3 protein-coding genes are annotated in these 16,298 nt (G+C 44.1%); all 3 read left to right on the forward strand.

Annotation, left to right across the window (positions count from 1 at the left end; all coding sequences use genetic code 11):
- Positions 1-9: 9 nt before the first annotated feature.
- The 3 genes from NSS76_RS03525 to NSS76_RS03535 are packed head-to-tail and all read left to right on the forward strand — an operon-like array spanning position 10 to position 16,284.
- Positions 10-9,099 (forward strand): non-ribosomal peptide synthetase/type I polyketide synthase, encoded by a 9,090-nt coding sequence (locus tag NSS76_RS03525; protein ID WP_341080796.1) that lies wholly within the window; start codon positions 10-12, stop codon positions 9,097-9,099.
- A 20-nt stretch (positions 9,100-9,119) separates the two neighbouring features.
- The gene (locus NSS76_RS03530; RefSeq protein WP_341080800.1) at positions 9,120-11,789 is read left to right on the forward strand and encodes a non-ribosomal peptide synthetase; all 2,670 of its coding nucleotides are present in this window, start codon (positions 9,120-9,122) and stop codon (positions 11,787-11,789) included.
- Positions 11,782-16,284: a type I polyketide synthase gene (locus NSS76_RS03535; protein ID WP_341080802.1), complete on the forward strand. Its 4,503-nt coding sequence runs from the start codon at positions 11,782-11,784 to the stop codon at positions 16,282-16,284. The genes NSS76_RS03530 and NSS76_RS03535 overlap by 8 nt, the downstream gene beginning before the upstream one ends.
- Positions 16,285-16,298: the final 14 nt, after the last annotated feature.

Below are 16,298 nucleotides of genomic sequence, written 5' to 3' on the forward strand. Positions count from 1 at the left end.
GATGATCCCATGGCATTACAGCCGAAGAAGCTGGATAAACAGAACATTGAAAATATGTTAGGTATCACTACGATCCAAGAAGGACTGCTTTTTCATCATTTAATGCAACCGGACGGAACGGCTTATTTTGAACAACTGCTGATCCAAATAGACGGGCCGGTTGAGCGAGATCTCTTTGCACATTCATGGATGCATGTCACCAAACAGCATGAAATGCTTAGAACATTGTTTAGATGGCAGGAACTCGCAAGGCCAGTACAAATTGTGCTGAAGCAGCATCAGCCTGACATTCGATACCGTGATTTGACCCAAGCTGAGGAGCCTCTTCATTTGCTGAAAGAGGAAATAACAGCACAGGATCGAGAGGAACGATTTGATCTACAGGAAGTTCCATTTCGCCTGACATTATGTGAAGTAAATGAAGAAGTCAGCTGGGTTCTCATTAGCTTTCATCACATTTTATTGGACGGGTGGAGTCTTGGGATTGTATTAAGTGATTGGATGAGTGCATATGAGCGCTTATCAAATGAAGACCAACCTCTTCTTGAAAAAAGACCGTCCTATCAATCATTTGTTAAATGGCAGCAGCAAAATCTTCAACAGACAGAAGCGCAAGCTGTCTACTGGAAAAATGTTTTCGATGGCTGGAGTTATGCAGAACTGCTTCCAAAGTCAGGCGGTGCATATGAAGATTCAGGTGCTTTTCATCAATATGAACATCAAGTGGATGCTTCCATTGCGGAGAGGCTGAGCAAATTCACGAATCAACATGATGTGACATTGGCATCTGTCATGTATACGCTGTGGGGAGTTTTGCTATCTAAGTACGCCAACCAAGATGATATTGTCTTTGGAACAACAGTTTCAGGAAGAAATGCGGATGTTCCTCAAATTGAAAAGATGACAGGTTTGTTTATTAACACATTACCGCTGCGTGTCTCATTCGAACAGGATCGACCGATTGTTGAACAGATGCAGGAAGTGAGCCGGGAAATCGCAGTGAGAAATGAATATGAACATACTCCGCTATCCGACTTAAAGAAATATGCAGGAATGACGGCAGAGCAATCATTATTTGATTCAATCGTCGTCATTGAAAACTATCCACTAGATCGAATGCTCACGAAAAGCGATCAGCCTGTGCGTATTCGCAGATTTGAGATGAAAGAACAGACGGAATTCGATCTCACGCTTAGTGTACAGGCGTTTGATGAACAACTGCATTTTTCATTGGTGTATAACCCCGTCAGCTTTTCTGCTGAACAAATTGAAAAGTGGTGTCAGCATTTTCTTCATCTCCTGTCTGATGCTTGTGCTCACCCACAAAAATCTGCTGCTCAGTTACAGCTGCTATCAGAAGAAGAGATAGAAAAGCAGTTAACAGTTTTTCAGCAATATGGCGGGGCAACGTCTATCAATGAACCAACGGTGATTGACCTATTTGAAGAGCAAGTGGAGCGAACGCCAACGGCAGCCGCAGTTGAGTTTGGCGGTACGACGGTTACATATGAACAACTCAACAAGAGAGTGAATCAGCTCGCACGCTATTTACAAAATAAAGGGGTCAAACAGGAGCAGCGTGTCGGCATTTTAGCAGAGCATTCCATTGAAATGGTGATAGCATGCTTAGCTATTTTAAAAGCTGGCGGGGCTTACGTGCCAATTGATCCTGAATACCCGCAGGAACGAATAGAGTATCTACTAGAAGACAGCGGAGTAGAATGGCTCCTAACTCAACCGATTAAAGGACTCACCTATGCCTATAACGGAGAAAAAATTGATATCACACAGCCGGATCTATATACCGGATTATCAGATAACTTGGCAGAAGCCATCACCTCAGACCAAACAGCCTACTGCATTTATACATCAGGAACGACAGGAAGACCTAAAGGTGTACTCATTCATCATCTTGGTTTAGCCAACTATATTGATTGGGCGAAACAAGTATATGTTCGAGGAGAAACAAGGCATTTTGCTTTGTACACATCGTTGTCATTTGACCTGACAGTTACTTCAATTTTCACACCGCTCATTTCAGGAAATACCATCATGATTTATCACCATGAAAACCGGCAGCTGCTTGTCGAAGATATCATAAAAGATAATCGCGTACATGTGATGAAACTGACACCATCTCATTTACAGTTTATTAAGCACCTGTCTTTCCCGGAAAGCCAAATGAAATGTTTTATTTTAGGCGGAGAACAGCTGGAAACATCTTTAGCGAAATCCATTCAGCAGTCATTCCCGCAGCCTATAGAAATTGTGAATGAATATGGACCAACTGAAACAGTGGTTGGCTGCATGATTCATCGATATGACCAGGACCTTGATCAAGACGTGTATGTACCGATCGGAAAACCTGCACAGCATACAGATATTCTTCTTTTTGACAGACATATGAATCTTATGCCGGAAGGAACCATCGGTGAATTATATATTGGGGGGAAAGGTGTTGCAAAAGGGTATTTGAATCGTCCAGAGCTAACCGAAGAGCGGTTTGTCGATCATCCTTTCCAGCCAGGTGAAAAAATTTATAAAACAGGTGATGCAGCCCGCATTCTGCCTAATGGGCTCATTCAGTTTTTAGGCCGAAATGATGATCAAGTGAAGCTGAGAGGCTATCGTATTGAAACAGGTGAGATTGAATTTTGGCTGAATGAACAGCCAGGGGTCAAAGCAGCAGCTGTTGCTGTAAAGCCAGATGTTTCTGGTACACCATGTTTAGCCGCATATGTTGTCACGACAGCCATACTCGATCAAGCTGCAATGAAACGAGCACTAGCCGATCAGCTGCCAGATTATATGATTCCAACTCACTTTGTTCAATTGGATGATATGCCGCTGACTGCCAACGGCAAATTAGATAAACGGGCTTTACCTGCTTTGAAACAGGGGCAACAAATGAAAAAGCAGGCGGGCTCTGACAGTCTTTCTGATACTGAGAAAGTCATTCAAGACATCTGGAAAAAAGTCCTCGGCTTAGATGAGGTAAGTGTTCATGACAAATTCTTTGACATTGGCGGGCATTCTCTAAACCTGATTCATGTCAATCAACAGCTCGCTAAGCAATTGAATCAAAGCATTCCAATGGTCGAAATGTTCCGCCGTCCAACGATTAGAGAGCTAGCTGCATATTTAAGCGGTGCAACAGAGCAGAAGGGATCTGGCACACAGCCTGCGAATCAAAAGAAAAGAAAAGCCAACGAGCCGATTGCGATTATTGGAATGGCAGGTAAATTCCCTGGTGCAGAAAATGTTGAGGCATTTTGGCGAAATTTGAAGAATGGAGAAGAATCGATTTCATTCTTTTCCGATGAAGAATTGCTAGAAGCTGGAATTGACCGCCAAACCTTTGAGCGTTCCGATTATGTAAGAGCAAAAGGTGTGATTGATGGACCTGATTTATTTGATGCATCCTTCTTCGGCTATTCACCAGGTCAGGCAGAAATGATGGATCCTCAAATACGGCTGCTGCATGAATACGCCTATAAGGCGCTGGAAGATGCGGGGTATGTGCAGGAAGATTATCAAGGTAAGGTCGGTTTGTTTACTGGGTCCACATCCAACTTTCAATGGATTCAGCGTTTTGCATCTTCGCTTGATAGCAGCATGTCAGAGCTGTTTGAAGTGGGCTCGCTCAATGATACGTATACCGTGAGTACAAGAATTGCCCATAAATTGAATTTGAAAGGCCCAGCGCTCACATTGCAAACCGCTTGTTCGACTTCTTTGGTCGCCTTGCATTTGGCCTGTCAATCCATTGCAAATGGTGATTCAGATGTAGCGCTTGCGGGAGGCGTGTCGATTTTACACCCAGTGAAATCAGGCTACATTTATCAGCAGAACATGGTGAAATCAAGCGATGGTCATTGTCGTGCCTTTGACGATCAAGCAGATGGAACTGTTGGCGGAGATGGTGTGGGTCTTGTTGCTTTAAAAGCACTTAGTGAAGCCATAGAAGATGGTGACCATATTTATGCTGTCATTAAGGGCTCTGCCATCAACAATGATGGTGATCAAAAGGTTGGCTTCAATGCTCCAAGTGTTGAAGGTCAGACAAGGGTCATCCAGGATGCCTTACATCAAGCAGATGTTTCACCAGATACGATTGAATATATAGAAACACACGGAACTGGAACGTCACTTGGAGATCCGATTGAAATAGAGGCGCTCACAAAAGCTTTCGACACAGAGAAAAAACAATTTTGCCGCATTGGGTCTGTGAAATCAAATATTGGTCATTTGGATGCAGCGGCAGGGGCAGCTGGCTTGATTAAAGCTGTGCTTTCTCTTCAGCATCACACATTTGTGCCTAGTCTTCACTTCAAAAAAGCCAATGAAAACATTGCATTTGAGCATAGTCCTTTCTTTGTAAACACTGAGCTGACCGACTGGAAGCAGCCAGTATCACATTTGCGGAGGGCTGGTGTGAGCTCATTTGGAATGGGCGGAACCAATGCGCATGTCATATTAGAAGAAGCGCCGCAAAGAGATCGTCAGCAAATGCCTCGTTCGGCTGAGCTGCTTGTCCTTTCAGCAAAGAGCAAAACGAGTTTGGAACGAATGAAAGACAACCTTGTGAATCAGTTGGAAAACACGCCTTCTCTCAATTTGGCAGACGCAGCTTATACCTTGCAAACAGGCAGGCAGTCCTTTGGATTCCGTCAAGCCTTTGTTGCGGCCAGCAGAGAAGATGCATTGCGTGTATTAACAGAAAAGCAAGGCAAGGGTATTGGGAAGCTCATGCATTCACATGTGGAGAAACAAAAGATTATTTTTATGTTTTCTGGACAAGGCAATCAATACCTCAATATGGGATTAGATTTGTACCGGGAGGAGCCGTACTTTAAGAAGCAAATGGATGCTTGTTTTCAAGCATATGAAGAAGCAACAGGGCAAAGTCTTGCCCGCATTCTTTATCCATTAGCGGCTGAAACAGAAAAGGCACGCGAAAAATTGGCAAGCACTCAATATGCACAGCCAGCCATTTTTGCCATTGAATATGCCCTTTCCATGCTCTTCATTGAATGGGGGATTCGTCCTGATGCAATGATCGGCTATAGCTTTGGCGAATTAACGGCAGCCGCTATATCAGGCCTTTTCAGCTTAAAGGAAGCGATGTCGATGGTCGCCTGCCGGGCGAATGCGATGCAGTCGTCGCCAGCTGGCATCATGATGAGTGTTCCATTACCTGAAGCAGAGTTAAAACCGATGCTTCCAAAAGATATTTCTCTCGCTGTTGTCAATGATTCCTCATGTATCGTGTCAGGTCTTGAAGCAGCGATAAGTGAATTTGAACAAGAGCTGAAGAATAACAGATTGATGTGTATGCGATTAGGTGGAACCATTGCTGCTCACTCACATGTCATGAAGGAAGCAGCGGAGCAATTTGGTGAAAAATTAAAGGATATTAAAGCCAAGCAGCTACGTATTCCATTCATTTCGAATTTGACAGGAGATTGGATGACAAGTGCGAGTGCTCAGGATATGTCCTATTGGAAAAGGCATATGACCGATACGGTTCGTTTTGCTGAAGGCATCACAAATATTTTACAGCAGGACAATATTCAATTAATTGAGATTGGACCAGGTCAAGATTTAAGCGTGATGGTCAACCGGTCACTGAACGGCATGAATCAGCATGTATGTCATGTGCTCAGACATGCAAAACAAGATGTGACGGATACTGAATTTTTACTTGGGCAGATTGGACGTCTCTGGACACACGGAATAACCATCGACTGGAACAGGTTCCATCTAAACCGTCAGCCGCAGAAAATGCCGCTGCCAACGTATGCGTTTGATCAAACCTCCTATTGGTATGATGCATCAGACCGTGTAAAACGCGATAAACCTAAGCAGTCTGGACGAAAGGAGCAAATGGATGAATGGTTCTATACCCCTTATTGGGAGGCGGACCTTTCCCCTTATGTGTCATCAGATGATTCCTCTTTTGGAGCCTTGCTTTTGTTTGCGGATTCATCTGCCTTCGGAGAGAAGGTTGCAGCCGAGCTTCTGACGAAACGGAACAAGTTCGTAGTGGTTCAGAAAGGAAATGAATTTACGAAGCATGATGAAAAAAGCTACACCATTCGGTCACATAAGCCATCTGATTATGAAAAGCTCATATCAAATCTGGCAGATGACCAAATCAACGTGTCAGAAGTTTGTCATCTATGGGGGCTTTCAGAACGACAGCCGTCTCAATCGGAAGAAGAATGGGTGAAACAAACGCAGCAAGATGCTTATTACTCCTTGCTTTATATCGGACAGGCTTTGAAAAAATCTGTTTTGGACCAAAAAGTATCCATTACAGTTCTTTCCTCATTGACGTATGCCGTTGGCGGTGAGTCTATCCTTTATCCTGAAAAAGCAATCCATCTTGGACCTGCCATGGTTATTTCACAAGAAACACCGAACTTGCGTTACCGCATTCTTGATGTCGATCGCCCGGTGGCAAATGGGGTGCAGGAAAAGAGGTTGCTGAAACAAATTAGCGATGAGTTAGATCGAACATCTGGACAGCTTCTCACGGTCTATCGAAGAAATAAGCGATATGTGAAAAAGTATGCCAAAGCTATAGTTCCCGAAACAGGACATACTCAGTTGGCTAAAAAAGATGGTGTATACATTTTAATTGGCGGTCTTGGGTTTATTGGATTGAATATTGCACAGTCTTTGACCGAGCAAACGAAGGGAACGTTGATCTTAACGAGCAGGTCTGGACTGCCTGATAGAAGCAAGTGGCAAGAGTGGCTTGCTACGCACGATGAACAGGATCCAACTAAGAAAAAAATACAAAAGGTAATGGCACTTGAAGAGGCTGGTGCAGAAGTTCTCATAAAGAAAGTAGATGTTCGCCACAGGGAAGATATCCAGCAATTGATCAACACGGTGGATGCGGCCTACGGACAGATTGACGGTGTGATCTATGCAGCTGGAGTGACGGGTGATCAATCCTTCAGAGTGATGGAGCAAACAGATGTCACATTCTCAGAATCCCACTTTGAAGCGAAGATGAATGGTGTACTTCATCTTGATGCCGCCTTAGGTGACCGATCACTTGATTTCTGTTTTGTACTGTCATCTTTGTCACCGATCTTAGGCGGACTCGGTTTCACAGCCTATACAGCTGTGAATCATTTCATCGATGCGTACGTGTATGAACGAAATCTTCGTTCAGAAATGCAGTGGTCTGTCATTAGCTTTGACGGCTGGGAATTTGAGCAGGGGAAGCAGCTTGATCTCCCTATCGGAGATGATGTCACCGAAACGTTAATTACAGAAAAAGAAGGAAGAAGGATCTTTGAACGATTGCTTTCACTGGATCAAGTGGAACAAATGGTTATTTCAACAACGTCTTTACATGATCGAATTCACCGATATGTAGACCGTTTATCCCGTGAGGAAGAGAGTGCCGGAGAGCATGCACAAGATGGAAACTTATATTCTCGGCCAGCGCTGTCAACGAATTATGTTGCACCTGAAACGGAGCTAGAGAAGGAATTAAGTCAGCATTGGCAAGCTTTCTTTAAAATTGATGAAATTGGCATAGATGATCATTTCTTTGAAATGGGTGGAGATTCTCTAAAGGCGATTACTTTCATTGGCATCATTCATCGCGCATTCAGTGTAGAGCTGACGCTTCCACAATTCTTCCAAATACCAACGATCCGATTAATGGCAGAATACATCGACCAAGCAGACACTGCTGCTTATCATGCGATTGAAAAAGCCGAAATGAAGGAGCATTATCCTCTGTCGTCTGCGCAAAAACGGTTGTATCTCATGCAGCAAATGGATGTAAGCAGCACAGGATACAACGAATTTAAAGCAGGACGAATTAAAGGAAGGCTCGATATCAACAGGTTGGAATGGGCATTTCAGCAGCTTATAAAGAGACACGAAAGTTTGCGGACAGCGTTTGTACTAGAGAATGGCGTCCCTTATCAAAAGATTGAAGAAGAGGTACCATTTGCAGTCACGTTGTTTGACCTCACAGAGGGATCGACACAAGGATCTGAGGAAGATCAAAAACAAGTGATTGAACAATTTTTGACTGCCTTTACGTTAAGTGAGGCTCCATTGATGAGAGTTGGTGTGATGAAGCTGGCAGAAGAGGAATTCGTGCTCATGCTGGACATGCATCACATTATCTCGGATGGTCTTTCTCAAGATATTTTGGTCAACGACTTTATGCAGTTATACGACGGCAGGACGCTTGAGCCTCTCGCTTTGCAATATAAAGATTTTTCAGAATGGCAAAATGACATACTTGCGTCTGAAGCATTGAAAGAATCGAGTGATTACTGGAAAAACCGGTTAGAAGGTGCCCCGCTGCTTGATCTGCCAACAGATTTCGATCGGCCAGAGGTGAGACAATTCCGCGGCGGACATTATACGTTCCGTATAGAAGAAGCGGAGCTGAACGCGTTTAAGCAGGTGATTTTAAAGGAAGACGCAACATTGTTTATGGGTCTGTTAAGTCTGTATCAGATTTTGCTTCATAAATTAAGCGGACAATCAGATATCACGGTTGGGGTTCCGGTAGCAGGTAGAAAACAAGAGGAGCTGCAGCAAGTCATTGGTATCTTTGTCAATATGCTGCCACTTCGTTTATATCCTAAAGCAGAGCTGACTTATCAGCAATTCCTTCAGGATGTAAAGGCGCATGTGATCGATGATTTCGGTCATCAAGAATATCAATATGAACAAATGGTGCAAGACCTCCAGCTGAGCCGGAGTGTCAGCCGGAATCTATTGTTTGATGCTGTGTTCGCCTTGCAAAATATGAATCAGCCAGAACTGAAAGTTGGCGGTTTAACCTTTAGTGATTATCCGTACGAGACAGGAACGTCGCGATTTGATTTACTCTGGATTGCGTATGAACAGGAAGACGGTCTTTCTTCAACGATTGAATATAATACTGAGCTTTTCACAGAGGAAACCATAGAGCGGATTGCAGGTTTGCTGAAAGACATCATGCGGGCTGTTTCAGTAGATCCGGTGAGAATAGAGGAAATTGAACTGACTTCTTCATTCAAGCAATTAGACGACGTATCTCTTTTCGAATTAGATGACTTAAAAATATAAGTAAAGAGGTGAATGGAAGAGTGATTGAACATGATGATTTTCAACTGAAAGCAGCGGCGAAGGAAAGGGTGAGGGAAAGAGCCTACTGGACATCTATTTTATCAGATGTTCAGCTGGATGGCCGCATTCCTCATACGGTTTCACAAGCCAAGCCTGCTGCTATGAACCGATCGCTTCATTCGTCCTTCCCGATGGCTGTAAACCATTCGTTAAAGCAATTATGTGGAGATTCTGATTTGCGCTTGTTTATCGTGCTGACCACAGCCGCTTTTGGCTTGCTTCAGCGTTATAGCGGAAAAACTGAGTTGATGGTGACTGTTCCTACAATGGAACAGTCCGCCAATCAATCCACTATTAATCATATGTTGCCGCTTAAGGCAGAGATTGATCCTCATATGAGCTTTAGCGCAGGGTTAGACGCAGTGAAACAATCGTTTCAGGAGGCAGTGCGTCATCAAAACTATCCTGTTCATATTTTAATGGATGAGCTTTGGCATTCAGTAGGAGATGACAAGAAGCGTGTCAATCTGGCATGTGCGTTTGAGACATTGCATGGGCATACGGATCGAGAGCAGCTGCACGCGGATGTGCTCATTGTTTGGAAGAAAGAACAAGATCACCTTCATGCTGAAGTTCACTGGGATGCTTCCATTTATGAAGATCAAATGATGGAACAGTTCTCTAGACATTTCATGACACTCACAGAGCAATTTCTTAAAACGCCTGAACAAGCGATGAGCACACACTCATTTTTATCTGATATCGAGAAAAGTCAGCTGTTTGATTCGTTTCAAGGTGAGTCGCTCGCTTATCCAGTGGATCGTGATATTGTGTCATTATTTCAACAGCAAGTCCAATTGCATTCAGCACGAACGGCCGTTGTGTTTGGCACCACCTCCTATACATATGAAGAGGTTGATGATTTATCGGATCGCATTGCGCTTAGACTGTCTCAAAGTCAGATGACACGTGAGACTCCAGTTGGTCTCAGAATGAATCGGTCTGCTGAACTGGTCATTGCCATTCTTGGCATTTTAAAGGCTGGCTATGCTTACTTACCGATTGATGTCCATCTGCCGATTGAAAGAATTCGGTATATGCTCAAAAACAGCGGCGCTACAGCCATAGTATCGGACGAAGACGGACACGAAGGTTTGGATGTCGAGGTTCATGTTATTCAAGACATGCTTCAAGAATCCCCAATTACAGAGAAACTCACTTGGTCTATTTCGCCTTCGGACATGGCGTATGTCTTGTATACATCGGGTACGACTGGGCATCCAAAAGGGGTCGTTATTGAACATCGTCATGTTATTAATTTGGTATACGGAATGAAAACACGCTTTTTTGATCTACTCCCTGGTGATTTGCAAGTAGGGATGCTCGCTTCTCATATTTTTGATGCATCTGTTCAAACCTTGTTCCCGGCATTGCTGCTAGGGCATACGCTGCATATTGCCAAAGATGAAGTCCGTATGGATGGGCATGCGTTATGGTCATTTTATCGAGACAACCACATTCAGCTGTCAGATGTGACCCCCTCTCATTTAAAGCTGATGAACAAGGCAGCAGCGCAATCGAAACAAGACTTGCCTGCTTTGAACATGCTGCTTGTGGGCGGAGAAGTGTTCACAAAAGAGCTGATGGATCAATTTTTACAGCATGTATCAGGTGAAAAACTCATGATGATTAATGCATATGGGCCTACTGAATGTACGGTTCAGTCGTCATCCTTTTTGATTCCTCATGACTGGGATGAGCAAGTCATCCCTATTGGGCAGCCGATGCCAAATGAGCATATTTTCATATGTGACAAGCAAGGTGAGCCGGTGCCGATTGGTGTTTTTGGCGAATTGTATATAGCAGGTGCTGGTGTAGGCCGTGGGTACATCAATCATCCTGATCTCAACAAGGAGAAGTTTATCAAAAAAACAGAGCTGAGCAGCGGGATGTTATACGGTACGGGAGACCTTGCAAGATGGCGGTTTGATGGTTTATTAGAATTTGCTAAAAGAAACGACGGCCAAGTGAAAATCAGAGGATATCGAATTGAGCTCGAGGAAATCCGCAGAGCCCTTCTTGATGATCCAAACATACAAGGACTGGTCCAAGATGTCATTGTCATTCCTAAGGAAACGAAGGATCAGGACCAATATATTTGCGCATATATTATGGCAAAACAAGTGATAGATCAGCGCGCACTTCGACAATCTTTAAGTGAAAGATTACCAGGTTATATGGTGCCGAGGCATGTCATTCAAGTAGAGCAATTTCCTCTGAATCTATCAGGGAAATTGGATATTCAAGCACTGCCGAATCCAGAAGATCAGTTAGAAGGCAAAGCAGAGCCGGTAACCATTCAAGTTCACAATGAAACAGAGCAGAAGCTTGTTCGTATTTTCGCGTCTATATTACAAGTCCCTGCTTCGCAGATTCGTATAGATGAACCGTTTTTTGATTTAGGCGGGAACTCTTTTAATATCGTTGAGCTGTCCAATAGAGTGAAAGAGGAATTTCAGCAGGAGCTGACTGTGATGGAGCTGTTCCAATATACAACGGTTTCACAAATAGCTGCTCAATTAAAACACAAAGCATCAGGGCAAGAGCAACAAACAGAGGGTGATGGAGAAAATGAAGCGGATGACTTAGAAAGTGCCGCACAACTGTTAGGCGGGATGATAGATGAGTAAGTTCACAGGATTAGAGGTTGCAGTGGTTGGGATGGCATGCCGTTTTCCGGGAGCGAAAAATATTCATCACTTCTGGGACAACCTTGCAAATGGGAGAGAGTCCATTACGTTCTTTTCTAAAGAAGAGCTGCTTGAGGCAGGAGTTGAACAAGAAGCATTAGATCATAATCAATATGTTCGTGCCAAAGGAGCAGTCGATCAGCATGATCACTTTGATGCAGATTTCTTTGGTTATTCACAGCGTGAAGCAGAAGTAATGGACCCGCAAATCCGCATGTTTCATGAGGTCGCATGGGAATCCCTAGAAGATGCAGGCTATAACCCTGAAACGTATCAGGAGCCGATCGGTTTATTTGGAGCTGCTTCTGCTAATTTATACTGGCAAGCTGCTTCCATGCTGATGAGATCCAATCACTCATCTGAACAATTTGCGGCTGTTCAATTAACGGATAAAGATTTCATGAACACAAAGGTATCCTACAAATTGAATTTGAAGGGACCGAGCGTAGCTATTGATACAGCTTGTTCTTCCTCTTTGACTGCAATTCATATGGCGGCGCGCGCCCTGATTACTGGAGAATGTAAAATGGCACTCGCAGGCGGCGTCACCATTACGACCCCTCACAAAAAAGGATACATGTATCAAGAGGGCATGATCATGTCGCCGGATGGGCACTGCCGGGCTTTTGATGAACAGGCGGAAGGAACCGTTGGCGGTGAGGGCTGTGGAGTTGTTGTGCTCAAATCCTTAAAGCAGGCGCTAAAAGATAAGGACCATATCTATGGCGTGATTAAAGGGTCAGCCTATAACAATGACGGCGGGCGGAAGGTTGGCTACACAGCGCCAAGCATAGAAGGACAAAGCGAAGTGATTAAAAAGGCGCTCAACATCAGTCGTGTAGAAGCTGAGAGTATTTCTTATATTGAAGCACATGGCACAGGGACGACTCTTGGAGATCCGGTTGAAATTGAGTCGCTGAAGCAAGCCTTTCAAACAGATAAAAAACAGTTTTGTGCGATTGGGTCTGTGAAAACCAATATTGGTCATCTTGACTCAGCTGCAGGGATTGCAGGTTTTATCAAAACAACACTTAGTCTGTACCATCAGATGCTGCCGCCAAGCCTTCATTATAAAAAACCTAATCCGAAAATTGATTTTGAATCAAGCCCATTTTATGTGAATACAACACCTGTACCATGGAAGAAATCAGAGACCCCACTGCGTGCCGGTGTCAGCTCATTTGGAGTGGGCGGAACGAATGTACACTTGATCATGGAAGAGGCACCCGCCGCCGATAAGCCGTCAGCAGACAGAGGTCATGAACTAATGGTGATTTCGGCAAGATCGAAGCAAGCGGTACAAAAGTCTACTGAACAAATCACATCTTATTTAACAGAACAAACGAGCGTCTCACTATCCGATGCAGCATTTACGCTGCAAGAGGGACGAAAACATTTTCCTTATCGCCAAGCTTTTCTTGCAGGTCCTGACCGCACATTCCAGTCAGCCGGCCAGCCGCAAAAGGCCTTTCAACAGCCTGCGGTCGTTTGGATGTTCTCTGGACAAGGTGCTCAGTATGTGAATATGGGCAAGGATTTATATGAGAAAGACCCTGTATTTAAACAAACGCTTCAGAAATGTTTTGCCATCATTTTATCCTTATCAGGTGTTGAGATCGAGAACGTGTTATATCCAACAACCGAAGAAGAGTTTATAGAAGCTGAACAACTCATGCAGCAAACGTCATATACACAAATCATCTTGTTTAGTTTTGAGTATGCGCTTGCGTCGAAGCTGATGGGACTAGGCATACGTCCGCATTATTTCATTGGTCATAGTATTGGAGAAATCACGGCTGCCTGTGTGGCTGGTATGATCCATCTTGAAGATGCAATCCGTATTGTTTTAAAAAGAGGCAGTTTGATGCAAAAAATGCCTCCAGGTGAAATGGCCGGTGTGTCACTCCCTGCCGAAGAGATTAAACATGATCTTCCAGAAGGTGTCGAGCTTTCTGCTGTGAATAGCTCACAATTATCCGTTGTTTCCGGTCCGTCAGATCGGTTACAGGTATATATCGAACAAGCTGAAAAAAGAGGAGCTTCTGTCCAAATATTGAAAACCTCTCACGCCTTTCATACGAGTATGATGGCCGAAGCGTCCGAACAGTTGAAGAACGTTCTCTCAGAGATCACCTATCAGCAGGGAGAGGTACCGATCCTTTCGAATGTGACAGGGAGCTGGTTAACGAATGAACAAGCCGCATCACCTGATTACTGGGCATCTCATATCAGGCAGCCTGTTTTATTTAGTCAAGGATTAGAGACATTACTTGGACTCGGAGAGATGGTTTTCATTGAAGTGGGGCCAGGTCATACGTTAACTCAATTCGTGAGACGCCATGATCACTATGATGTGAACAAAGCAGCAGCTGTTTCATTGGTGAGACATCCAAAAGAACAAGCAGCTGATGATGAATATATGGAAAAGGCGATAGGGAAACTGTGGAGTTACGGAGTGGAGCTAAACTGGAGCGCTGTCAGAAAAGAAAAGGCCTCATATCGAGTTTCACTGCCAACGTATCCATTTGAGCATCAAATATTCCCTTCACCGCAGTTTAAAGCAGATCAGATGATGACTGCTTTAACGCCAGAAAAGATGGAGAAACGATCAGCTGATTTTCAAGACTGGTTTTACATTCCGGTATGGGAGCGCTCTTCACCTGTACTAAAGGAGCAACATCATCAAGGAAAACGCATCTTGGTATTTGAAAAAAATGGTCATATTGGCACCTATTTGAAAGAACGGCATGCAGAAGTGATCAGCGTATGTCAAAGTGATCATACGATGAAAGAAAATGACCATTTGCTGAAGGCTGACGTTTATATGCTGTCACACTTAGAGTGGGTTATGGCTGAATTGCAGGAATCTGGATTTATTCCTGAAGAGATCATCTGGATGCATGATGAACTGACGAAAGATACCGATGATCAGCCAAACTACTTATCTGTGCTCGATCTCGTCAGACTAATCAGTCAGTATCATAACACAAGCATACGTCTTCACCTTGTGACAAGCCAAGCACATGATGTGATCGGCATGGAGAAGGTCAATCCACTTCAAGCAACATTTACAGGGCTAGCTTTGACCATTCCTCAAGAATATCAGCATATTGAGTGTCAGCATATTGATGTATGTGAGGATACAAAGGCGAATTGGCCGCTATTCCTTTCATACGAGATCGCAATGCACGATCAAGAAGCAGTCGTTGCGTATCGCGTGAACAGCAGATGGATTCGAAAAGCTTCGAGAACACCTTTAAGAAAAGAGGGATCGTCCAAGCAGCCTTTCAGGTCTAGTGGCGTTTATCTCATTACTGGCGGTATTGGCGGTATTGGCTTCACACTAGCTCAACATTTAGCAGAAACGTATCAAGCAAAACTTGTGATCATGAGCCGTTCGCAAATACGTGAACGCGCTGCCTGGCATGAGCTGCGTGATGCGAATGGGAAAGAAGCTGAGATCGTGAAAAAGCTGATGACTCTTGAAGAGTTAGGAGCTGATGTACAAGCTGTACAAGGTGATGTGTCAGATAAAGATGCTGTGCAGCAAGCGGTTCAGCTGGCTCATACGGCATTTGGTCATTTGCATGGTGTCATTCACGCGGCAGGAGAGGCAGATGGGAAAATCATTCAAGCAAGAACAGCAGACGATGAAATTCGTATGTGTCAGGCAAAAATCAATGGAACCTATGTGCTGAATGAAGCCCTCAAGGATGAAACGCTCGACTTCTTTTTACTTTGTTCCTCTCTTGTTTCCTTTCTTGGAGCGGCTGGACAAGTGGCTTATGCAGCTTCAAATGCTTTTCTGGACAGCTTTGCTCATGCCAAAAGGCAGGAAGGGAAGCCGGTTATCTCCTTAAATTGGGATCGGTGGGAGAAAGTCGGCATGGCACACGAGTCGGCATTAGCGGCCAAAGTCAATGACATGATGGCGCTCGAGGAACAGGATGGAATTTCACCAGAACAAGGAATAAGGGCCGTCCAGGAAGTGCTGTGTCTAGATTATCCGCAAATTCTTGTATCCGTTCAAGATATGGGCGAGAGAATGAAACAACGCTTAACCTCTCTGCAGCAAGAAGAAGAGCCGTCTCAAGAGATATCTCAGATCATAGATGATTGTCTAGAAGCATCCTTAAGTGATGTACTCAGCTCCTTTTTTCCTCATGAGCCGGATGTGAATGAGAATTTCTTTGAAATGGGTGCGACATCCCTTGATTTATTGCAGATGAGCGGTCAAATCAAATCAATTTATGGCATAGAGGTTCCGGTGGTCATGATGTACAGCCATCCGACCATCGCGGCATTGGCAGCAGAACTAAAGAAGATTCATGGAGTAAAGGAAGAAAAGCAAGCTGTTACTGAATCAACCAATCTTCGAAAACAGGCGATGGCAGAAGGGAAAAATCGACGTAAACAGAGATTAAAACGAAAATAGATGGGAGAAATGCA

It is taken from the genome of Bacillus sp. FSL R5-0654 (assembly GCF_038008745.1).
GTDB classification, from domain to species: Bacteria; Bacillota; Bacilli; order Bacillales; family Bacillaceae; genus Bacillus; species Bacillus safensis.

What these genes read in the sequence shown, in the direction of transcription:
- NSS76_RS03525 (WP_341080796.1), top strand. Translation starts at nt 10, where the DNA reads ATGGCATTACAGCCGAAGAAGCTGGATAAACAGAACATTGAAAATATG.
- NSS76_RS03535 (WP_341080802.1), top strand. Translation starts at nt 11,782, where the DNA reads ATGAGTAAGTTCACAGGATTAGAGGTTGCAGTGGTTGGGATGGCATGC.